The following is a 23,646-nucleotide window of genomic DNA, read 5'->3' as shown; positions in this document are numbered from 1 at the left end:
GACAGACTTGCAAAGCTACTGACTTGTATATATTTTGTTGGCGGAATACCGGGTCCTCATATTAATGAGCTTTTATTTTTGCCGGTAAAAACAAGGATTGATTGGAGCTTGATTGATGGAACAACAGTATTGCCATTGGCTGATGGCTCTTTCCGCTCCTATGGTGGCGCTTAATGCGGATAACGGCGCAACCTTCGACACACCAACATTTTATCCCTTTGCTACAACTGTCGATTTAAAGTCCAGTTGGGGGATCACTTCGCGTGTTGAATTGATCAACATGGTGATACGCATGGCGGATGAAGGGCATGCACGGCACTTGGCACGCTACTATTTTCTCTGGCATCGTATCAGCCCTAAACAATGGCAGGAACATTTAGAACAACAGCCAGCCGAAGAACAAGTGTTGATGCAGATAGTGGCTGATACTGCGGCTATTTGCGGTGATGGTGGGATCCGCTCCTGGGATCTGGGGCGGTTGGGATTTCTTTGTCGTATTGCTCATTGTAATGGTTGGTTTACTGCTGAAGAGAATCTGTGGTTCCATTCACGGTTGGCACTTCGGGCACGCCACTTTTATGCTAACTGGGAAAGCTATTATGCCGCCTTTCTCGTAGGTCGCGCTTATTGGCAATCACTAAATCAAGATACTCCAGAACAGCAGCAATATGCTTTTTGCCACTTCAGCGGAAAGCAAGTCGATATTAACCTGCTTCGGCAACTCTATTGTCATACAGATAGCCCAGTTAAACACTTACCCTGGCACATCGATTGCCATGAAATCGATAAACCTGCATCTCTGGAAGAGGTTGATTGGTCATGAATCAACAATGTTGGCAAATATTAGGCATTGAGCCGACGGATGATCAACAAGCTATCCGCTCTGCCTATCGTAGTAAACTCCCTGATTATCATCCCGAAATTGATCCCGATGGCTTTCAGTTATTACGCCAGGCTTTTGAGAATGCACGTAAATTGGCCGAGTCTCCGTTTATTTTGCATTCTACTCATCATGCTGCTAGTAACGGCACTCAAGATGACTACCAAAATGCCGTTGTAGATATTCAGAGAGAGGAGCAATCTGAATCGTTGTTATCAGCTACGCATCAAGAGCAATTATTCGAAAACATGCTGGCTGAATTCGACTCTCTATTGAATACCCCAGAGACACGTTATCAAGCGCAAAGCTGGCATCGCTATATTTATCAGTTGGGTCAGCACGATATTGAACTTATTGATCGGCTACGCTGGCCGCTGCTAGAACGGGTATATAACGCATCATGTGTTTCTACTGACTGTGTAAGATTATTAGCCGAACGTTTTAACTGGCGGCAACGCTTACAAGAACTGGAGCAAGATGATGCTGCCCGCCTGGATGACTATTTAGACTATATTGCTCGCGCAGATATATTCGATCTTTCCACACTGTCGTCAATCAGTCTGCCAGCCCAAATAGAAACCGTTGCCTACTTTCGCTATGCGTATCATCTTTACTGGAATGAGCCGATCTGGGTATTGCGCTCGTTGTTGACCGATCAAGCAGTGCTTTATTGGCCAAACTGCCCGCGGCTAATGAAACAGTTGGCCAACTGGTACAGTCTGGCTGAGGTTCCCAGTGAAATTCTGCGGGATTACTGTTTGGAGCAACTCGCCCTGGACACCGAGGATCGCGATTGGCTGTATCTGACAGCCCGCCATTGTGCATTGTTGCACGACGAGCAGCGGGCTTTCGATTATTGGCTTAGGCTATATCAGTTAGAAGGACATGCGCAGGCTGAGCAATGGTTATTGAACTGGTGTCGTGAAAAGTATCCTGCCTACTTACCTCTACTGATCCAGTCGTTTGATCGACCAGTTTATCCTGCAGTGGAGGGGGGGCTGGCAGATGATGAAATGCAGAGCTATCTGACCCCAACCCAAACGGTGCAGACCTTTGTGCGTTGGGGGGAGGCTGCACAGCTAAGCTGGGATTCGCTACCGATCGCACGGGCTTACATCAATTGGAAATCCGGTGGTTATAAGGCCGGTGTGATGTACGAACACCTAGTGCTTGATGATGGCAGCGACCCCCTGAGATTACTCTACCGCCATGCCTCTATGTTAACCTTGGGTAATGAGGGCTTACTGCAGCAAATCATTGACCAGCCTACACTGGCTGATCCTCTTCAGGCACTGATCCTGCAAGGGTTGCAATCACAGGCGGCGCAACGGCTGGTATGGTTGAGTAATTCGAGCGCCATTACCAGCTTTACGCAGTGGCTGGATGGCCCAACCGACCATGAGCTGCCAGAGCTATTCACAGATACTGATTCTGTATTCAGGCAGCAAGTCATTATTTGGCTACAACAATGGCGCTACATGTCGCCAGCACGATTGAACCGCTTGTACTATGTTCCTGAGCTTTACTCCGAGCTTGAGACGATTAAACACTGGTTGAGCTATTTAGCCGTGGAAGACCAGATTGAAATCCCAGTGTTTGATGATGCTACCGCTACCTGGGATCAATACCGACAAACTTGCTTACTGGCTCTGTTGCTTAATGGAAAAGTCGAGCAGATCGATATTGCCTGCCAGATAAACAACCTAACGCCCAGCGAACAGCATCCTGTCTACGATCTGTATCAGTTAATTCGGCAACTTGACCCATCGCAGGGGAACCTCGCGTGGCAATTCGAGCAACAATTGCAGTTGGATAATCGTCTGCACTATTTATGTTGGGGGCACTTGCCGATATCAATTAGCCAGTTTTTGCAACGCGTGCAGAGCCATGTAGAGCAATGCGATGTCGCTAATGTTGACTTTTTTTATCGGAACGCTGCCAACTGGCGAGATGAGATTCTGCAGGCTTCGTTGACTGAGCAAAGGTGGTTTTATACGTTTTTACTGCATAATGGTTATGAGGAGTCTTATGCTGCAATCCGGCTGGAACTTGACCGTGTAATGAAGGAATTGGAACTACAACAGCCATTATCTGAAGATAGTGATACAGGTAATTACAGGCTATTACAACAAGCAACTCTCTGCTTAAACAAGGCCCCTCATGCAATATTGGATGAGAAAATACATCAACAATTGATGGCCCGTTTTGCAGATACCAGTCTACCAAATATATCCAGATTGAATGCAGGGCTATTAGCACAGCTATCGAATCAGCGCGGTATTGAATTACAACGTATTCAGGAACAAATGCCAGACAGCCGCTTCTGGCAGTTTTGGCAATTTAACCGGCGGATCGACCGCATGGGCCTGTTGGCGCAGCTAACTTTGGTACCGATAGCAATGTTTTTGGTTTACATTTTGCTAAAAAGCGTGCTTTCAGCCTGGGTGCTTATAGGATTTATTCTGATCAATACATACAGCGCACTGCTTCGGCGTGGTCATGATTTGGACCGTCGGTACCCAGCCATTGAAGCTGGAGTGTTGATGTGCATGCCTTATCTGATCCCTCTGTATTTGCTGATACCGGGAGTGAAGCACAGGAACAAGCATGGCCGTCCACCGGGTGAAAAAGGTTGAAAAGTGTAGGCTGATGAGTTGCCCGTGTAGCAACTCATCAGGGATGCTTAGTAATTTATTTCATCCAGAAATCGTTCCAGTTGAAGGCGTATGGGCTGAATTTTTTGCTCCTGCTGGCTCGCCAGCAGCATCTCAAAATCCTGTAACCACAAACCGATCTGCCTGCGCTCATCACCCAGCGATTGAGCCCAGGCTTTTTCCAGCCTAGCCTGCAAAGTACGATTAGGCAGCGTATCGCGCGGGTGAACTTTTAATGCTCGCAAACGTTGTTGACTCTGCTGCTGCTGCTGCTGCTCCGGGCTCAGGCCAATGGGACTGTGGTCGATCACTTTAGTGAATGAATCCCCACTATCAGGCAAAAAAACATCAACCTCTAACAACCCATTGATATCATAGCTGAAACGAACGTCCAGTGATTGGATATTGCCGTTGGGTTTTACCGGTACGGTAAATTCATCCACCAAGATGTTGTTGTCAACATGCGGGCTTTCTCCCTGGTAGATTGCGAGCCGGATCGAGGTTTGCTCCACATGCGTCGTTGAGTAGCTTTCTACGCGTGAAGTGGGTACCACGGTATTGCGTTCCAGTATCGGTGAAAAAATACCGCAGCGCCCCTCGTTTGAGGTAGCAATGCCCAGTGTATAGGGGCAGACATCTGTCAGGATCACTTCCTCTATATTCTGAGCTCGCAGGCGACAGGCTGCATGCACTGCGGCACCCAGCGCTACGATTGTTTTGGGATCAAGATGCTGATGTGGTAATTGACCGAATAGCTTAACCACCATTTTCTGAATAGTGTTCAGCTTCGATGCGCCCCCAACCAATACCAGATGGTCCAACTGCTGCGGTTGTAAACGAGCATCGTGCAGTACCTGCTCAATTGGTGCTCGTAGGCGATTGAGCAACGGCAGCCAGATCTCCGCCGCCCTATGCTCATCCAAGTCCATCACCCATTGCCGATCCTGCCATTGCCAACATAACTGCTGTGAGCTTCCTTGTTGATTAAGTTGGCATTTCCACTGTTCGACACAATCATATAGCCGGGCCATGTCATGGGCTGCTATCTGCGAGCCATCTACTTTCCATTCGTTGATACACGCCTTAATGATTGCCTGAGTGAAATCTTCGCCGCCAAGGTAGTTATCCCCCGCAGAAGCGTGTACCTCAATCAGCGGTAAATCATATTCCAATACAGTAACGTCAAAAGTCCCTCCACCCAAATCAAACACCAACGTGCGGCCAAATCCCTGAGTGTGAAGGCCATAGGCCATTGAAGCAGCTGTTGGTTCATTAATCAGCCGCACAGCATTCAAACCTGCCAGTTCTGCAGCAAAACGGGTTTGCTTACGCTGCTCATCACTAAAATAAGCAGGAACTGAAATTACGACATCGCGGATTGATTGGCCGAGAAAACTCTCCGCATCTGATTTCAAGGACTTCAATACTATTGCCGACAATTCCGTGGCATCAAAAGTCTTTTGATCCAGCTTGAATTTCTTTTTACTGCCCATGTAACGCTTAAATAGCGCGGCCGTTTTTTGCGGGTGAGTTGTCAGGCGAGATAAAGCAGAACGACCTACTAATATGGCCCCGTCTTCATCGATGCTGACGATCGAAGGGGTAAGATATTCATTGAGAGCGTTGGGGATTAAGCGAGACTCACCGTTTTGCCAGACGCTGATCAGACTATTAGTAGTGCCTAAATCGATGCCGATCGCCGGGGTAGCATCATGCTGTTGTAACATCTTCCTAGCCTCATAAATAAGGATCTTTGCTGCGCCGGATGGTACTGCTGGAGGAGCAGAATTAAGCATAGTTATTGCTGCGGATCAAGTTTGATTAGCATCAGATATTCGTGCCAGTGTTAGGGCTTTGCACATCCAAAAACCATGTTGCTGGCAGCTTTCAGGCAGTAGGATGAAGTAGCACGATAATCCCAACGTCTACTACGTTCTACCGAAATCTTCGTGCGTGTGGGGGATGTTGGGTGGTATGTCCAGGTTCAATAAAGTGCGGCGCTCCCAATGAAGCTAAATACCAGTAGTGCGCCGCACCGCACGAAAGCTGAATCGGTTATGGGCCCACTGATTTTTCAGGCGCGTCTTCTTCGCCGTCAGTTTGAGGCGCTTCTCCGTGATCCTCTTTACTGAAGGCTTCGACCTGCTGTTTGGCTGAATCAAGCAACGATTGTGCCTGGTTGCTGGCCTCCCCTTTCAGTGCCTCAGTATGTTCAAGCATATCTTCCTTCAAGCTTTGTGTATGTTCAGTCGCTTCTGCTTTTAACGCGTCTGCATTCTCTTGCAATTCCTTGACCTGAGTGGTTCCGGCTTCTTTAAGAGCACCGAGCTCACTTTGAACTTTTTCGCTCAGCGTGTTGGTTTTTTCTTTGGTCTCTTCACTGTTTGAACTGTCGTCGCACCCTGCAAGCAGTAAACCAACTAGGCAGGCTAGCAGAACTTTGTGTAATGCTCTGATCATTTTTCATCTCACTTCTGGTTCTAAGGGCTGTGCTTACGCACCGTTATTAACATATTTTAGTATAAATCGACGTTGATAATGTCAGCTAAGTAACTTGCTGTTCCAGCGAGAACGCAAAAACCTACCCTTTTGTTAAACCATCAAACCACGCACTTCAAATTGCCCATCACCATCGTTAGGTTCTAAATTCCCTAAGATATAGCTGACCATGTAACAGAGATGAAGAAGCGTAGCCAGCACGGCAGCTCAAATACTTCCTACTTTTCTAGAGTAAAAAACGAATAATAACAATGAATTATATGTTATTAATCCGAATATTATCGCCGAGTTTACTCACTCCTGGCAGTTCTGCGCTATGCTGAGTAACATATTGTTCTACTTGAAAACAAAGCTTCTGTGACGGTGGGTAACCATGATGAATGCAGCTAAAAGAGCAATAATTGTTGACGATCACCCCCTTGCCAGAATGGCGATTCGCAGTTTGCTGGAAACGCATGGTTTCTCAGTTATTGCAGAAGCTGAAGAGGGGATGACGGCATTAAAAATCCTAGTGAAGAACATGCCAGAAATTGCCATTATTGATGTAGACATACCTGGCATCAACGGCGTTGAGCTTGTCGAAAAACTCAGAAGTAAGCTGTACCCGGGTATCATCGTGGTGGTGTCGGCTAAAAACGATCGATTCTATGGCAAGCGAAGCGCAGATGCTGGGGCCAATGCCTTTATCAGTAAAAAAGAGGGGATGGAGAATATTATTGCGGCGATTAATGCTGCGCAAAATGGTTACAGCTATTTCCCATTTATTATCAACAATTTTGTTGGTGCGCACTCGTCTGAACATGAGAAATTGGAGACACTCTCTTCTCAGGAAACAAAGGTTTTAAGACATATTTTGGCGGGATATGACAATAGCCGAATTGGTGACGAAATGCATATCAGTAGCAAAACTGTCAGCACCTACAAGACACGATTAATGGAAAAGTTGGGGTGCAATTCCTTAATCGAGCTCATCTCTTTTGCTAACCGTAATAAAATAGTATGAAAATTATCATTGTCCTTCTCATTCTCTTCAGCATTAAAACTACAGCGGCCTCCTCTATGGCGCCTATATCGCTGGATTTGTCTGGGTATAACCATATTCCTGCGGTGTCTGTTTACCTCAGTGAGGATGACACGAAATGGCTAAAGCAAAAGAAAAAAATCAGAATAGCAGTCACCTTGCCAGATAGCCCCCCGCTTTCATTAAATTCAGTAACAGGTCGGTATCGTGGCATCAATGCTGATTATCTTGTTCTGATGCAACGTTCGCTAAATGTACCTATTGAGGTTATTCGTTTTGCCAATAAGGGGGAAGCGACTGCTTCGCTGAAAGCTGGAGGTGTAGATTTACTGTTGACGAACTTGCTCTACAAACCACAAGTTCACGACAGTCTAATGTCTACACTGCCGGTTTTTTACTCCTGGCCAACATTGATCACCACCTTATCGAATGTGATGGAGCCTTTGCGTAGTGAGGAGTTCGCTACGGTTGCGATTGCGAATAACTATCCTTCTGACTCATTTATCAAACAATCCTTTCCTAATGCTCAAATTATCCATTTTACCAGTGTTCATGATGCACTTTCTGCCGTAGCTAATGGCGACTATGACTATTACATAGGTGATAATTTAACCAGTAGTGCAACTATTTCCCAAGACTTCAATATGGAATTGAGCATGGTAAGATTCTGGGGGCAGGAACGAAAGGAGAGTGTATTTCTGCTTACCCCGCGGCAGGAAAGGTTAAAAAATGTCATAAATCAATTTATTTCCGCAGTGGATGAGAAAACGCATAATCAGATTACTCAGGGGTGGATAGAAAAAGGTAATTTGTCATTTATGAATGACAAGCTTGATCTGACAGCTGCGGAGAAGCGTTGGTTAAGTGAAAATAAGAAAATGAAGATCCTGATTAACCCTTACTTCGTCCCTTTTACTATGGCTGATAGTAATCTGGAAGTTCGTGGGATGATTGGGGACATACTCAATCTGATCAGCCTGCAGACTGGCCTGGAGTTTGAACCAGTTATTACCAAATCGAACGATGAGATGCTCAAAGAGCTGGATAAAGGTGCTTGGTATCTGGTTCAGGCGGAAACCTATAATTTAAGCCGTGGCAATCAATTTGCTTTTACGCATCCATTTATTACAACGCCATTTGTGGTGGTGGTTAGAAATAATATTGATAACCGGGCGGAGTTGGCATCAGGCATGAAGGTTGCCATTGCATCAAATCATCCGCTATTAATGCCACTGCGAGCAAAGTATCCCAATATCAATTGGACCATCGTGGAGAATTCCAGTGTTGCCGTGAATCTGGTAGTAAATGAACGGGTAGATGCTGGTATTGCGAACCAGCTAACCGCGCGCTATTTGAGTGAGCACTATTACCCTGATCAACTGAAGTATTCTCCGATTCAGGGCAGTGATCCTGCAGCGGTTGTCTTCGCTGTACCGCGTGCGGCACCGGAACTACGCCAGATCTTGGACAAAGCGCTGGATAATATCCCGCAGAAAGAGATACTCCAACTGACGGGAAAATGGCTCAAGATGCCAGCGATCACTATTGATACCTGGGATCTTTATAGCAAGCAATTTTACCTGGTAGCGATATTTGCTGCGTTGTTGGTGATCAGTAGCCTGATCTGGGGGGGATATCTTTCGAGAGAGATGCGTAAAAGGAAGCACTCGCAGCTGCAACTTAAAGCACAATTGCAGTTTATAAAACAGCTGTCAGATGCTATCCCCATGCCGATCTATGTAGTGACGTTGGCAGGGGAGTTGCAAAACTATAATAAAGCTTTTCTCGCCTTTTTCCCTGAGCAGGATAAAGAAAGGATCCTCAATTCTCTTTACGACAACAGACACCCTTTTGCTGCGCTATTTTTAACCGTCAATAATGAGATCCAGCGGGGGCTAGATCCGGCTAAAATTATTGCTCACGACTTCATGCTCAATAATGGCAGCGAAGAGCGGCAGATCCGTCACTGGATGACTTTATGTACTATGCCTGACGACAAATCTTCAGTGGTTATCTGTGGCTGGCAAGATGTCACAGAAACAAAAATCCTGCTGACAGCTTTGCAAGATGAAAAAGATAAAGCGTTGCAAGCCAATGCTGAGAAAAGGCTGTTTCTTGCCCGTATGAGCCATGAAATTCGCACGCCGGTTAACGGTATTGTAGGTTTTCTTGAACTCTTACAACGATCGTCCGAGATCGTTTCACCACAGGATAAAACCGCTGTCCAGCAGGCTTGGAATGCCTCCCAATCCTTACTTGCGCTAATTGGTGAAACCTTGGATCTGGAAAAGATCGAGTCGGGTAAATACGAATTTGTACCACAGTGGGTGGATATCAACGCGATAATTAGCGAAAAAGTCAGTCTGTTCGATGGCATTGCCGTGCAGAAAGGGTTATCTCTGGGCTGGACAAGTCTCTTGGATGCTGGGGCGCTATTTTGGCTGGATCCACAGCCATTTGGGCAGGTATTAACCAATCTTATCGGCAATGCTGTCAAATTTACCCAGACGGGAAGCGTGACGGTTTCTGCCTCCTCGCAAGCGTCTGGAGCAGGGCAAAGTGAAGTGGTCATTACTATCGAGGATACGGGGCCTGGTATTGCGCCTGAACAGCAGGGGCGACTGTTTCAGCCCTTTATTCAGGCTGACTCGGGGCATAGGCAGGCGGGTTCTGGATTGGGGTTAGTGATCAGCAAAGAGCTGTTTTCTCTGATGGGAGGTAGCATTGGTCTGCAAAGCGAATTAGGGAAAGGGACGATATTTACGTTAACGATGACAGTCACGGTAACCTACGATCGGATCGAGCAGCGGCAAATTGAACCACTACAATCCAACGAAACCGTTGCTCCATTAGGCCAGTTTTCTATTCTTATCGTCGACGATCACTCTTCCAACCGCTTATTGTTACAACGGCAATTGCAGGTTCTTGGAGCCCACGCAGATGAAGCGGAAAACGGTGTTCAGGCGTTAATCGCCCTTAAGAACAAACGATATGATGCGGTCATTACCGATCTTAACATGCCTGAAATGGACGGTATCGATCTGACTAAGGCGATTCGGAAAACTGATAATCAGATAACAATTTGGGGGCTGACGGCATCCGCGCAGTCAGAGGAGCATCAGCGCTGTCTTGATGCTGGGATGAATGCTTGTCTGTTCAAACCATTAAACTTGCAGCAGCTAGAGTCGTTGCTGAACTCACTTTGTCAAAACAACATTGGCATTGGCTATGACCCTGAAAAGCTGACTGCGTTAGCTATGGGAAATAGAGCTCTGATGAAAGCTGCCCTTGAGGATGCACAAAGAGAGAATCGGCGTGACCTTATGATGGCGTTTAAGACTGTTGAAACAGCTGATGTTGCGGCGTTGAGGCATCATTTACATCGTATAAACGGGACTGCGCAGCTACTGGGAGCATATAAGCTCCATGAGCAAGTAGAAAAACTGGAGGAGCAGCTTTTATCTGTATTCGAGGCCACTTATATAGAAACTGAATTACAAAAGATTAGTCAATTAATTGACGATTTGGATAAAGGTATTGAGCAATTTGAAATATGAAGAGTATGTTTTAAAGTGGTGTTATGTGAGTCAATATGTACCCCGAAGAATTAGAAGCATTGGTGTGGGTTGATCTGCCTAGCGAGTACTTGAATGTACCTCGGTACTCAGAAAGGCTATACCCTTCATACTTCAAGTTGCATGGGTATTGGCTTCGTCCAACTACTCGGCACGTCCATGGGCTTCACCCCTGCGGGGCCAGCGCAAGCGCTGTTCAAAAACGCATTGCGTTTTTGTCATGCAACTCGAATTATTTTGGGTATAAATATCTCATTATAATTGCTGCATTTTGGCAAGATCATATGCACCTTACCATTATTCCTACTCGCGTAGGGAGGGGATGGCATAAAGATCAGGTACGGCTGATTCCCTCTCATTGCTGTTAATGAAAGAATGCGCCTGAATTGAATGACTGGTCAATTCGAAGTTTATGATTGGAATGGTTACTAAGAAAGATCTTATTTTTGTGTTTTTTACAAATGAAGACCATTGAAACTGCGTTTTAATCCGTTTTGTCATCATGCTATCGATTGGTTTTTGATTCTTTTTTTATGATTTTTTTTGAAGTTAAATGTTGATTTATTGTTTCGATATTAAATTTATGTCTTTTTTTAATTTATGATTCAGTGTAAATGCTTACCCTGAAAATGTTAAATTAATGGCTTAAATTTTGTGATGTCATGACTTTTCATTTGATGTAGATTTGAATCAGGGAAGCAAGAACGGTAGCAAGAATTTATTGAGCAAGAAGAGATACCGATACAGGGAATCTTATGCATTTGTCAAAATCTGTTTTTTCAGACAACTACTTCTTTATAGTAGGTGTCTGCGCACTATTAACACCTGAGTTGATTGATGATTATTACTATATTATTGATGTTGATAATAGTAACTATAACGGAATCGACTTCAGCGCTGACGAGAATAAGCGTGTAATAGCGTTCATTTCCAATGATCTTGATTACTACGCGTTGAAAGATATGGGCAATATATCTTTTATGGATAAGAGGAGTGATATAAGCGAAATTCTGTCATTTATGATTGTGAATGACTCTAGGTATAAATATCGAGTAAAGCACCATCTTTCAAGCAGAGAATGCGAGATATTGAGCTGTATGCAGGAAGGAATGACAGTTCCTGATATTGTTGATAAGTTGGGGGTTAAAATGAAAACATTTTATGCCCACCGCAGGAATATCATGCTTAAGCTAAAAATAGATAATCGCATTTCACTGTATAGCAAGATGTTTTCGAGCGAGAGAAACAGAAAAGAGGACGATGCCTTTATGTGCGAGTCAGTGCTATAAGCACTGGCCGGTACAAAATGTAAATAGTGAACAAAAGATGATTCTCAGAGCTAAGTAGCCTGATTAAGGCTATGTTCAGACCACGCCAAACGATAGCGTCACTATTTAGCAGGGATTGTCATGAACAAGATTGCTCGTACTTCTGCCATCATTGGTCTGTCGTAGGCATGTTGACAGGTTTTCCATTGTTTGAACAACGTGCCATGGCAGCATTTCGCTGACTCGCCTTACCCGTCAGTCAGCGATTATTTTATGGTTATCATTCCTTTATAGGCTACCTGAACACGTAAGCAACCACTAAGCGTTAGCGTTGTTGCAACTATCAGGAAAAAAGAAGGGTACTTCATTTTCTCGACCTGGTAGGCAGGAGAAGGGCTTGCTCTAATTGCTCTTGCAAGTTATCACCAAAACGTAGACTGCGCCAAAGATGAAGTATATTTTCCTGATGACGATGTTTCAGTATCACCGATCTCGGATTGCTTATCTGCGTGTTGACGCCATGGGTCTCAGTCTGCATCTGTAGCATTCCCAAATTATCGAGGTTAATGTTTATTCGTGATTGACTGATTTCCAAGTAACTAAACCATTTGAGTGCCGTTCCAGCTACCACGTCCCGCTTGGTGATCTCCTTAAGCATATCGGGCTCTAGCCGCAACGTCAGCGGCCCGCTACTTTCTAGCCATCCTTCCTTGATCAACCATTGCGCATCGTAAAGGTATACTGGCAACTCACCGTTAACCTTGCCAGATAAAGCAAACTGCTTGATTTTTAACACATAGAGCAGTTCACTCAGATCGATTTTCCTCAATGTAAGCACCGTAGGTTGGCGAGCAGGTAGAGTTAATCCAGACAGGCCCAGATACCCCCGTAGCAATTCGACGCCAATGTTGCTCAGCTTCAGCGGCTGCGCATCGCTATAGGGATAGAAACCCTGCAGATTCGCGCTGATATTTTGCATATCGAACAAGTTTTGTAGCGACTTGATGCGCAGTATTACCGGTTGCTGTACCCCCAACTGCCAGATCTGATCCTTAAGTCGATAGGAAAGTAAAAAGTCCAATCCATTGAGCTTACCTTCACTGAGCCACATGTCGCCATTACGAACCACCCAGTGCCCACCGGCCTTTAAGCCTTGTTTGCGTGTAACGGAGAAGGCGCTTTGCGCATAGAATTCGCCATCACGTAGCTTGACTTTCAAATCCGCAGGGAGAAACGGCTGGAGTACGGTCAACGGCTGCTTTGGCCACCAACCCGATCCACGTAGACGTTCACCATCCCAACGGCCATTTAAACGGACAGGGCCAATGTTTCCGGCATGGAACTCACCGTTCAACGTGAAATTGTCAATACTTGGTCCCTGTAATTGCACGTCAAGCTGTGACTGAGGCAGGTAGCTTCCATTGCTAAAGCGTGTTTTATCTGCGTTTAGTCGCAGTGAACCACTGAAATGGCTCTTTTCTGCCGAGCGTCGCCATAACAAGGGGCGGCTAAGTATCATTTTTGGTGACTCTACGGTGACCGGGCCATAATTTAGCCGATCAAAATTGGCGGTAAACTGGTCCATCGCGATAACCTTGTCCCGCCAGTAGCCTTTACCGCTAACATCCCAGCGAGCCTGCAGTGGTGATAATCCGCCATTTCCCCAATAGTGCCACTGCCAGTTGCCTCGGTCTGGCCAGAAGTCTTGCGCTTGACCATCAAGGTGAAGCTGAAATTGCCCCCAATAACTGTCGCTTGCACGCAAAATGGCTTGTAAACGACCGTTAACACCCGCCATGCTGACGCGGACCCCAGCCAGCGGCCAGCGCACTTCATTCAGTTTAAGCTTGGGTATGATATTGCCATAGGCGCGAAGTATCGCCCCGGACTTCAACGTCACGGAAGGATTATCGAATGGTTCATGGAGCCGACCGGGCAGAGTGCCGGTAAAAGAGAGGTCGGCCAAATTGGCTCGGCCATTTAGCTGGAAATCAATCGGGTTGTTGTTCTGGCCAATCTTAGCGGGGCCAAGTATCAGAACCGCATTAGCCTTACCGATCTTGCCCGCAGTTATCACATTGAGGCGGGCACTGAATTCGGCTTCATCCCAATCACTGTTCCAGTGCTGTAATGTCAGGTTGATTCCCCCATTTAACGGCTGCTGGGCATAGGGCCAACGCCACTCTCCTTCCTCAATGTGAAATTGCCTGTCAGCAATCCGCCAGGGAAGATGAGCCAGGAGCTGTTCTCCTCCCTTTTCTCGGATATCAAGTTTCCCTTGCAGCTGTTTCCAGCTAAGGTCAAAAATGAGCGGCAGAGGCGTATATAGCGTATTGAGTTCCCCCTTTAGGACACCATCAAACGGCAGGCTACCGAGTATAGGTGGCAGGTTAAGGGTACCGCTAAGCCGCAATGGTTCGGGTAACTCGGGGATCTGCAGCGAAAAATTTTGCAAATCGAGGCGCTGTCCATGATCCAAAACAGCATTGAAAGAGAGAGCTTCACCAGCATAGTGCACTGAAAGGCTACCTTTTTCTGCAACCCAATCTGCTCGGCCTGCATACTTTTGCCAGGGTGCGACAACAAACTGTGCCACCGAAATTTGAACGTTGGGCAAGTGCCGCTGCAAGTCTGCCAAGGGTAGTGCTATTGCATTACCGTTCTGCGAGACAGGTAGGTGGGAAAGGCAAAGGCTATCCAGTTCGAAGCGTTGGAGTTGCAGCTCCCAACGTTCATGACGATAACCGATATGGGGATTGACGACATTTAACAACCTACATCCATGAACGGAAAGCTGCACATTGGGTAGGGTTAATGCCTCACCACGCCAATTGGGCGAGCTAGTGAGGCTTATAGCTGTTCCAGTAGGAAGTATGCGGTTTACCAGTAATGGTAACCAGTGTGGCAGTGCCTGCCAAATTAGGATCAGCAAGGCGAACAGCAAAAGCAAGATACCGCCGCAAAATTTCAATAGCTTGGCCATTTAACACCTTGTTTTTCATAACCCATCGTAATAAGTACTCTAGAAAATTCGAGTGGTATGAATACGGCTGGTTTACTATCCCCCTTAACACACTGATAACTCTATGTGGCTGAAGGCTGTGAGCATGGCAACCACTTATATAACGAGTATATACGCTAGTTTCTTCGAGGTGCAGCTAGATGGCAACTAAATGAAAAATAGTCCTTTCACTGGATTAGAAACTTTAATTTGTTATTTATTCGAGTGATTAATGTATTTTTATAAGAAACTTCTTATTTTAAAGTGTTTCGTTTTTATGTTTGGGGGTTTAATAGGTTGTGATTAATTCTTTTTTTTGTTTTATTAATGTAATCAATAGGTTATTTAAATTTGTTTGAGTTAATTAGGTACATTGTTATTGTTGGTTGATTTGAAAAATACTATATTTAACATAGTGATGATATAAATTTATGGGAAAAAATTTGTCACTCTCCAGAAAACTTACCTACACTGATAGTGCTTTGAGGTAAAGGTGGATCTGTATATTTATCTGCACCTCTAGGCAATTTATACACAATTTAATCAGCTGTTAACTTCTCGTTTAATAATATTTTTTATTAGACTTTAAAGAGGTTTTTTATATGAAAAAACAGTTAGTAACGCTTGGTGCGGCTTGTTTGTTAACACTCTCATCCAGCACTCTGGCGGCTGAAAATTCAAAGCCAGTTGCAATGTGGACCTGTGAGGACTTTCTATCATTAGATGAAAGTTACCGACCAACGGCGATTGGTTTTGCAGAGGCACTGAATAAGAAAGGACAAGCGGAGGATTCAGTACTTGATGTTGATGGGCTCGAAAAGATAACGCCAATATTAATAGAAGTTTGTAAAAAAGATCCGCAGTCAAAATTCTTAACAGAACTAGAGGCTGCATGGAAGGACATTAAAAAAGATATGTAGCCTTTAAATTTTGACAAATCTGGGGATGCGTAAACAGGATGCTGTTCCCCAGATTAAGAGAGACTTGAACCTGACAGATTCAATTCTGTATGCAGACGGAGGAGTCATGCTATTAACCCCGAGAGAAATAGAGAAGCTGATGGTTTATACCTTGGCAGATCTCGCGACCAAAAGAAAAAATAAAGGTCTGAAACTTAATCATCCTGAGGCCGTTTCCATTATTACCGCAACGGCGATGGAAGGTGCTCGAGAGGGGAAAACCCTTGAAGAAGTTATGAAAGAAGCCCGTTCGGTATTAACCAAAGATGATGTCATGGACGGTGTTGCCGATTTGATCCCGCATGTTCAGGTTGAAGCTATTTTTACCGATGGCAGCCGGTTGGTAACCGTTCACGATCCTATCCAGTGAGTGACTAAAATCCGCCCCGGCGCCGAGGATATCGCTATGAAGAAGAAGTTGAATAAAACCGACGATGTGCAAGTTGCTATTGGCGGTTACGTTCTTGCCGATACACCCATCACTTTCAATACCAACAAACCCGTCACCAAAATCAAAGTCAAAAATACCGGCGATCGGCCAATCCAGGTTGGATCGCACTTCCACTTTTTCGAAGTCAATAAGCTGCTGGAATTTGAGCGAAGCCAAGCCTTTGGTAAACGTTTGAATATTACGTCTACTACGGCGATCCGTTTTGAACCAGGCGATGAAACGTCGGTTGAATTAGTGCCTTTCGGCGGCAAACAGACCATCTATGGGTTTAACAATTTGGTTGATGGTTGGGTGGGAAGTGCTGGTGGTGGTCAAAGTACCGGTAAGGTACCGGATGATGTTTTACAGAATGCCATCAAACGCGGTTTTAAATCCTCTGATAAATGATTCAGCGTTTTGGAGAAGACAATGCCTACAATTTCCAGAAAAGAGTATGCCAGCCTGTTTGGACCAACGGTCGGAGACAAGATCCGCCTGGGAGATTCTGACTTATACATCGAAATAGAAAAAGATCTCAGGGGGTATGGTGAAGAGTCGGTTTACGGTGGTGGTAAATCATTACGTGACGGCATGGGGGCCAATAATACGCTAACACGTGATAACGGCGTGCTCGACCTGGTGATCACCAATGCCACTATTTTGGATGCCAAACTGGGCGTGGTTAAGGCCGATGTGGGCATCAAAAATGGCCTGATCGTCGGTATTGGTAAGAGCGGTAATCCAGACACCATGGACGGTGTAACCTCGAATATGATTGTAGGTGTCAGTACCGACGCGATTTCTGGCGAACACCTGATCCTCACCGCTGCGGGTATCGATACCCATATTCACCTTATTTCGCCGCAACAGGCGTATGCTGCACTGTCTAACGGCGTCGCCACCTTTTTTGGCGGAGGCATTGGGCCAACAGACGGTAGCAATGGCACCACGGTCACACCTGGTCCGTGGAACATCCGGGCCATGTTACGGGCTTTTGAAGGGATCCCGGTCAATATCGGCCTACTGGGCAAAGGCAACTCCTTCAGTAGGGAGCCGCTGGCAGAACAGATCGTCGCCGGTGTTTGTGGGCTGAAAGTGCATGAAGACTGGGGGGCCACGCCAAATTCCCTGCGTTATGCACTGCGCATCGCTGACGAGATGGACATTCAGGTTTCGGTACATACCGATAGCCTTAATGAAGCCGGTTATGTTGAAAATACCATTGAAGCATTTGAAGGCAGGACTATCCACACCTTCCATACTGAAGGGGCTGGCGGTGGCCATGCGCCGGATATTATCAAAGTGGCGAGTCAGATTAACGTCTTGCCAAGCTCGACTAATCCGACACTGCCTTTTGGCATTAATAGCCAGGCAGAACTCTTCGATATGATCATGGTATGCCATAACCTTAACCCCAACGTGGCAGCCGACGTCTCTTTTGCTGAAAGCCGTGTGCGCCCGGAAACCATCGCGGCGGAAAACGTGTTGCACGATATGGGCGTGATCTCCATGTTCTCCAGTGACTCGCAGGCGATGGGGCGAGTGGGGGAAAACTGGTTACGTCTGGTCCAGACCGCACATGCCATGAAGGCCGCTCGTGGCAAATTGCCTGAAGATAGCGACGGCAATGATAACTTCCGGGTACTGCGCTATGTGGCCAAATTGACCATCAATCCGGCCATAGCTCAAGGCGTGAGTCACGTGATCGGCTCAGTCGAAGTGGGCAAAATGGCAGATTTGGTGTTGTGGGACCCTCGCTTCTTCGGCGCTAAACCCAAGATGATCATCAAAGGCGGCATGATTAACTGGGCATTGATGGGCGATCCTAACGCCTCTTTACCTACCCCTGAACCGGTATTCTACCGGCCAATGTATGGTGCAATGGGGAAAACCCTGCAGGACACCTGCGTGACCTTTGTGTCACGGGCGGCATTGGATGACGGTGTTAAAGAGAAAGCCCAGTTGGAACGCCAGGTCGTCGCGATCAATAACTGCCGCTCTATCACCAAACACGACATGGTTCGTAATTCTGAAACACCGCATATTGACGTCGATCCAGAAACCTTTGCCGTGAAAGTCGATGGCAAGCACGCAACCTGTGAGCCCATCAAGAGTGCGGTTATGAACCAGAAGTTCTTCTTTGGTTGAGCACGGCGTTTACAGCATCAATAGGAGGTGAGTGACATGATCCTGATTGAAAATATCATCGGAAATATCAAAACCGAGCCGCATTGGGCAAGTAAGGCCGCCGGTTTTAAGCATGATGTTTTAGTGTTGGAACAGTGGGAAGCACAAAAGAGCCGTTGCCGCAAAAAGAGCGAACAGGGGGCAGACATTGGCCTCGCGCTGGATCGCCATGTGCGCCTTTCTGATGGTGATGTGCTGCTGTTTGATGAAGAAAAGCAATACCTGTTAACGGTGACAATACACCTTCGAGACGTGATGGTGATCCATTTGGATAAATTCGCCACGGCCGGTTTTGAAGCGGCGATCAGACACGTTTTCGAGCTTGGGCATGCGCTGGGTAATCAGCATTGGAAGGCGGTGATTAAAGGTAGCAAGGTGTATGTGCCTTTGACCGTGGAAGTAAAAATGATGAACTCGGTGATGAAAACCCATGGTTATGATGCGGAGGAATATCAGTTTGTTGAGGGGAGCACCGTCTTGCCGTTGCTCACACCTTCAGAATCGCGCTTGCTGTTTGGTGGAGCCGAAGATTCACATGTCCACGTGCACGTCCACGATGACCACTCACATTCACATCATGAACACCATCATGGAAAAGACCATGAGCACAAACACTGAAGGGCTGGCTCGGCTCGCCAGAGTGCTGCAATTTGGTGATTCGATGTTACCCGTCGGAGCATTCTCGTTCTCCTGCGGGGTTGAGTCGGCAATTCAGGTTGGCTTGGTTAAGGACGTGGAGACATTGCAAGCGTTTGTCAAAACGTCACAAAACCAGGCTGCGCACTGCGACGCTATCGGGCTTGCGCACGCCCACCGAGCCTTAAAGCAAGGCTGTTATGACGATATTCTGGCGATCGACCGGGAAGTTATTAACCGCAAGCTCAATGAAGAGTCTCGTACGATGACCACTCGAATGGGCAAAAAACTGGCGGAAATGACTTCGCATGTCTTTGAAGCCCCAGAGCTTGGCTGGTGGCTGGGGAAGATAAAGACGGGGGAAACGGCGGGTACGCTTCCCGTAACTCAGGCTCTGGTGATGGGGCTACAAGGTATCAGCGTAGAAGAAGCCATCGTTATGCATCAGTACGGTGTCGCCATGACCATTCTCAGCGCAGCGCAAAGGCTGATGAGGATCACGCACCTCGACAGTCAGCGCATTCTGTTCGAAGTGAATAAAGACATACCACATTTTTGTCAACTGGCGGCAAATGCCAGCATCAGTGAAATGGCCTCTTATACGCCGCTCATTGATATTTTGGCCGCCGTGCATGTTGATGCACACGTGCGCTTATTTATGAATTAATTGACTGGGAACTCAAATGAAAAAAATTACTCGGATCGGCATAGGCGGCCCGGTTGGCTCAGGGAAAACCGCTATTATCGAAGTGATTACCCCCAAACTTATTGAACGCGGATTTAAGCCGCTGATTATTACTAATGACGTAGTGACTACGGAAGATGCCAAGCAGGTCAAGAGAACCTTGAAAGGGATCCTGGATGAAGACAAGATCCTGGGGGTGGAAACCGGAGCTTGCCCACATACCGCAGTAAGAGAAGACCCCAGTATGAATATCGCCGCGGTTGAAGAGATGGAAGCGAAATATCCCGACAGCGACCTGATAATGATTGAGAGTGGCGGCGACAATTTAACCCTCACTTTCAGCCCAGCGCTGGCCGACTTTTATATTTATGTTATTGACGTGGCTGAAGGTGAAAAAATCCCGCGCAAAAATGGGCCAGGATTGGTCCAGGCCGATATTCTGGTGATTAACAAGATCGATCTGGCTCCGTATGTCGGTGCCAGTCTTGCCGTTATGGAACACGATACACAAATTGTCCGCAGTGGACGCCCTTATATTTTAACCAATTGCAAAACAGGCGAAGGTGTAGATGCGCTGGTGGATATGATCGAGAAGGATTTCTTGTTTACATATTCTAAAGCGTAAGGATACCGATATGCTAACAGATGAGAAATCAGCGGCTGAATTGGCTGCGCTCGCGCTGGGAACGCTATCGACAGAACTGGCTCAGTATCAGCAAGAACCCCAGCAAATGGCCAGTGCTGCTGTGGGTAAGAGTGGCTATCTGCGGCTGAGATTTACCAAAAAAGGGAACAGGAGTGTGCTGCATGAAATGGAGCGCAAAGTCCCTTTATTGGTTCAGAAAGCACTTTACTGGGACGAGGAAATGCCGTTTTTGCCTTGTGTGCTCATCATTTCAACGTCGGGATGTATTCTGCAGGGCGACAGGTTATCTTCGGTAATTGAAGTGGCAGAAGGCGCGAGTGCGCATGTTACTACCCAGTCAGCAACCAAGATCCACTCCATGGATAGCAATTATGCGGCGCAAACCCAGTTCATCCATGTTGAAGAGGGGGCTTATCTGGAGTTTATGCCCGACCCGGTAATACCCCATCGAAACTCACGCTTTATTAATGAAACCGTTATCGAGTGTGCCCACAATGCAACGGTGATCTATTCGGAAATACTGATGTCTGGGCGTAAGTATCATCACCATGACGAGCGTTTTGGTTTTGATGTCTATTCCTCCAGAATGACGGTGAAAAATTTACAGGGTGAAACACTATTTACCGAAAAGCTGGTGCTTGAACCGAAAGAACACCCGCTAGATGTGGTTGGGGTGATGGGAACATTTGATACCTATGGCAATGTAATTGTTATTACAGATAAAACGTTTCAGGACGAAATTCTAGAACAGTCTCCCTCATTTTATAGCTCAGAACTTTGCCATGGTGTCAGCCGGCTTCCCAATGGTTGCGGGCTGATTTTCAAGGCACTTTCCTGCGACAGCCCGAAAGTAAAACAATGTATTCGCGAGTTCTGGCAAATTGTTCGGCAAGTAACGACCGGATATTCGCTGCCTGCGCCATTTCTCTGGAAAACGTGAATTACCGGTTTTATCCAGCACTGTCAGCATCCCCAATTAACGGCGGTTATTTGATATCTCGTGGTTCAGTAAACATTATCAGGAGTCTATCTTATGAATGCTCCAGCAGAGGTTTCATCCCAATGGCAGCGTATGTCGCAATCAAATGCCTTAATCGGCTTTATCGATGTGACGTTGCGCGGTTGTGCTCAGGTGATGTTTCAGAATAATCCGCTGACTGGCTTGATATTTTTTATTGCCATTTTTTGGGCTGCTTATGGCGAAGGTAATCCGGCAGCGGCATATGGTTGCGTGCTTGGAACCGTTGTGGCGACATTAACCGGGCTGGGCTTACCGGACCGCACCTCATGGCGGGCAGGGCTTTATGGGTATAACGGTTGCCTGGTTGGCGTTGCGTTACCCACGTTTCTCGCCATGACCCCACTGGTTTGGGGTTGTATCGTTCTTGGCAGTATTGTTTCTGTTATTGCTACCGTTTGCATCGCTGACGTATTAAAGACATGGAAGATTGCGGCGCTGACGGCCCCTTTTGTACTGACGACCTGGGTCATTTTACTGGGTAGCTACATGTTTTCTGGCTTGCACGGTACTGGCTTGTCTACACCAAAACTGCCAGTAGCGGTAAGTGTGGAAACCGCAGAGACTTTGTTTAATGCCTCACTGTTCACGGCGTTATTTCAAGGTATTTCTCAGGTTTATCTATTCAGCAGTGTGATAGCAGGGGTTTTATTTATTATCGGTCTGGCGGTGAGCTCACTATGGGCTGCTGTCTTCGCTTTGGTAGGCTCATTACTGGCGATGGTAACCGCGTCAATATTGAGTGCTGATAATAGCGATATCACCAGCGGTTTATATTCCTTCAGCGCAGTACTAACAGCGATTGCATTAGGTTCCACCTTTAATAAACCTAGTTGGCGCATTCTAGCCTATACGCTTGTCGGCATCGTTTTTACCGTTTTTGTGCAAGGCGCAATGAACGCGCTGATGTTACCGATAGGAATACCGACATTAACCATGCCATTTGTCTTGGCATCCTGGCTGTTTCTGGTACCAAACCAGGATGTGATGCCAGCGCATCGTCAGGTATAAGACAATATCCGCTTAACCCAGATTAAGGAGTGAACAATGACGATAAACCATGAAAAACGGGGCTTACTTGGCGAGGAAGGGGTTAAACGCCGTGCATTCTATCTATTAGGCGGATTAATCGCCGTTAACGTATTTGCCTGGATTTGGGCTCTGGTAGAGTTCAGCGATAACACGGTATTAATGGGAATGGCTTTTTTGGCCTATAGTTTTGGGCTGCGCCATGCGGTTGATGCTGACCATATTGCCGCTATCGATAATGTCACCCGCAAATTGATGCAACAAGGGAAAACACCCATTGCGGTTGGTACCTTTTTCTCTTTGGGGCATTCTACTATTGTCATTCTGGCAACATTGGCGATAGTCGCCACCACCATGGCTTTCAAAGATAACATGGCGTTTTTCAAAGAGACCGGTGGCTTGATTGGCACTATGGTTTCGGCTGTTTTTCTACTGCTTTTTGGTCTACTCAATTTTGCCATACTGGTCTCTGTGTATAAGAAATTCAGACAGGTCAAGGCTGGACGAACCTATAATGCAGAGGAGCTGGACTTACTGGTGACCAATAATGGCGGCTTTTTAGCCAGAATTTTTCGCCGTGTATTCAACATGGTCAATAAGAGCTGGCATATGTATCCGGTCGGTTTTTTGTTTGGCCTAGGGTTTGATACAGCCACTGAAATTGGTGTATTAGGCATCTCCGCTGCCAGCGCATCGAATGGGATGAATCTATGGGCCATTATGATATTCCCGGTGTTATTTGCTGCCGGTATGGCTTTGATCGACTCATTGGATAACTTTGTCATGATCGGTGCCTATGGTTGGGCATTTTCTAAACCTGTGCGCAAGCTTTATTACAATATCACTATTACTGCAGCCTCTGTCGTGATTGCCCTGTTTATTGGCGGTATTGAAGCGCTCGGGCTCATTGCCGAGAAGCTGGATCTAACCGGGGGATTTTGGACATTTATCAATAACATTAGTGAGAACCTGGGGGAAATGGGCTATTGGATCATCGGGATGTTCATCCTATGTTGGATAATTTCCGCAATTAACTATTATGTGCGTGGGTACGATAAGCTGAGCGTCACCCGCTAAAGAGGCATGTGTCAATCCAGCATGGCGTTTATTGATCGCCCTTCAAGTTGCAGGTGGTTGCGTTGCTCAGTTTGTCTGCGG

18 protein-coding genes are annotated in these 23,646 nt (G+C 46.4%); 15 read left to right on the top strand and 3 right to left on the bottom strand.

The features are described 5' to 3' along the window. The first annotated feature begins 115 nt into the window (after positions 1–115). A complete protein-coding gene (locus SAQUA_RS17560; protein WP_380674889.1) occupies positions 116–823 on the top strand; it encodes a DUF1266 domain-containing protein in 708 nt (235 codons plus the stop codon). Then, a complete protein-coding gene (locus SAQUA_RS17555; RefSeq protein ID WP_380674891.1) occupies positions 820–3,516 on the top strand; it encodes a hypothetical protein in 2,697 nt (898 codons plus the stop codon). The genes SAQUA_RS17560 and SAQUA_RS17555 overlap by 4 nt, the downstream gene beginning before the upstream one ends. 47 nt (positions 3,517–3,563) lie before the next feature. Here the strand turns inward: SAQUA_RS17555 and SAQUA_RS17550 are convergent, their stop codons facing one another. Both SAQUA_RS17550 and SAQUA_RS17545 read right to left on the bottom strand, forming a co-directional pair. After that, positions 3,564–5,261, bottom strand: a complete 1,698-nt coding sequence (locus SAQUA_RS17550) for an Hsp70 family protein (protein ID WP_380674893.1) — start codon at positions 5,259–5,261, stop codon at positions 3,564–3,566. Positions 5,262–5,589: 328 nt separating this feature from the next. Next, on the bottom strand, positions 5,590–5,994 hold the full coding sequence (locus SAQUA_RS17545) for a hypothetical protein (RefSeq protein ID WP_380674895.1): 405 nt from the start codon (positions 5,992–5,994) through the stop codon (positions 5,590–5,592). Between the two features lie 415 nt (positions 5,995–6,409). Between SAQUA_RS17545 and evgA the strand changes: the two genes are divergently transcribed. The 3 genes from evgA to SAQUA_RS17530 all read left to right on the top strand — a co-directional run bounded on the left by evgA (position 6,410) and on the right by SAQUA_RS17530 (position 11,918). Further along, complete coding sequence (evgA, locus tag SAQUA_RS17540) at positions 6,410–7,036, top strand: acid-sensing system DNA-binding response regulator EvgA (RefSeq protein WP_380675071.1); 627 nt, start codon at positions 6,410–6,412, stop codon at positions 7,034–7,036. Then, positions 7,033–10,611 carry a response regulator gene (locus SAQUA_RS17535; RefSeq protein WP_380674897.1) on the top strand — a complete coding sequence of 1,193 codons (3,579 nt, stop codon included), beginning with the start codon at positions 7,033–7,035 and terminating at the stop codon, positions 10,609–10,611. Before evgA ends, SAQUA_RS17535 begins: the two co-directional genes overlap by 4 nt. A 773-nt stretch (positions 10,612–11,384) precedes the next feature. Continuing rightward, a complete protein-coding gene (locus SAQUA_RS17530; RefSeq protein ID WP_380674899.1) occupies positions 11,385–11,918 on the top strand; it encodes a LuxR C-terminal-related transcriptional regulator in 534 nt (177 codons plus the stop codon). Between the two features lie 343 nt (positions 11,919–12,261). Here SAQUA_RS17530 and SAQUA_RS17525 read toward each other — a convergent pair whose 3' ends face one another. Then, positions 12,262–14,880, bottom strand: coding sequence for a YdbH family protein (locus SAQUA_RS17525; RefSeq protein WP_380674901.1), 2,619 nt, complete (start codon positions 14,878–14,880; stop codon positions 12,262–12,264). Between the two features lie 620 nt (positions 14,881–15,500). Between SAQUA_RS17525 and hdeA the strand changes: the two genes are divergently transcribed. From hdeA to SAQUA_RS17475, 10 genes are all read left to right on the top strand, one after another. Next, complete coding sequence (gene hdeA / locus SAQUA_RS17520) at positions 15,501–15,818, top strand: acid-activated periplasmic chaperone HdeA (RefSeq protein WP_380674903.1); 318 nt, start codon at positions 15,501–15,503, stop codon at positions 15,816–15,818. Between the two features lie 106 nt (positions 15,819–15,924). Next, complete coding sequence (locus SAQUA_RS17515; RefSeq protein ID WP_380674905.1) at positions 15,925–16,227, top strand: urease subunit gamma; 303 nt, start codon at positions 15,925–15,927, stop codon at positions 16,225–16,227. Positions 16,228–16,263: 36 nt separating this feature from the next. After that, positions 16,264–16,695 (top strand): urease subunit beta, encoded by a 432-nt coding sequence (gene ureB / locus SAQUA_RS17510; protein WP_380674907.1) that lies wholly within the window; start codon positions 16,264–16,266, stop codon positions 16,693–16,695. Positions 16,696–16,716: 21 nt separating this feature from the next. Then, a complete protein-coding gene (locus tag SAQUA_RS17505; protein WP_380674909.1) occupies positions 16,717–18,435 on the top strand; it encodes an urease subunit alpha in 1,719 nt (572 codons plus the stop codon). 36 nt (positions 18,436–18,471) lie between these two features. After that, complete coding sequence (gene ureE, locus SAQUA_RS17500) at positions 18,472–19,092, top strand: urease accessory protein UreE (protein ID WP_380674911.1); 621 nt, start codon at positions 18,472–18,474, stop codon at positions 19,090–19,092. Then, positions 19,076–19,777, top strand: a complete 702-nt coding sequence (locus SAQUA_RS17495; protein ID WP_380674913.1) for an urease accessory protein UreF — start codon at positions 19,076–19,078, stop codon at positions 19,775–19,777. Before ureE ends, SAQUA_RS17495 begins: the two co-directional genes overlap by 17 nt. A gap of 16 nt (positions 19,778–19,793) precedes the next feature. Continuing rightward, on the top strand, positions 19,794–20,420 hold the full coding sequence (gene ureG / locus SAQUA_RS17490) for an urease accessory protein UreG (RefSeq protein ID WP_380674915.1): 627 nt from the start codon (positions 19,794–19,796) through the stop codon (positions 20,418–20,420). A 10-nt stretch (positions 20,421–20,430) separates the two neighbouring features. Then, positions 20,431–21,381: an urease accessory protein UreD gene (locus tag SAQUA_RS17485; RefSeq protein ID WP_380674917.1), complete on the top strand. Its 951-nt coding sequence runs from the start codon at positions 20,431–20,433 to the stop codon at positions 21,379–21,381. 93 nt (positions 21,382–21,474) lie between these two features. Continuing rightward, the gene (yut, locus tag SAQUA_RS17480) at positions 21,475–22,470 is read left to right on the top strand and encodes an urea transporter (protein ID WP_380674919.1); all 996 of its coding nucleotides are present in this window, start codon (positions 21,475–21,477) and stop codon (positions 22,468–22,470) included. 36 nt (positions 22,471–22,506) lie between these two features. Next, positions 22,507–23,565, top strand: a complete 1,059-nt coding sequence (locus tag SAQUA_RS17475) for a HoxN/HupN/NixA family nickel/cobalt transporter (protein ID WP_380674921.1) — start codon at positions 22,507–22,509, stop codon at positions 23,563–23,565. Positions 23,566–23,646 lie beyond the last annotated feature (81 nt).

The organism is Serratia aquatilis (assembly GCF_044865145.1).
GTDB classification, from domain to species: domain Bacteria; phylum Pseudomonadota; class Gammaproteobacteria; order Enterobacterales; family Enterobacteriaceae; genus Chania; species Chania aquatilis.
The sequence above is the reverse complement of the archived record's forward strand: the minus strand, read 5'-3'. Positions and strand labels throughout refer to the sequence as shown.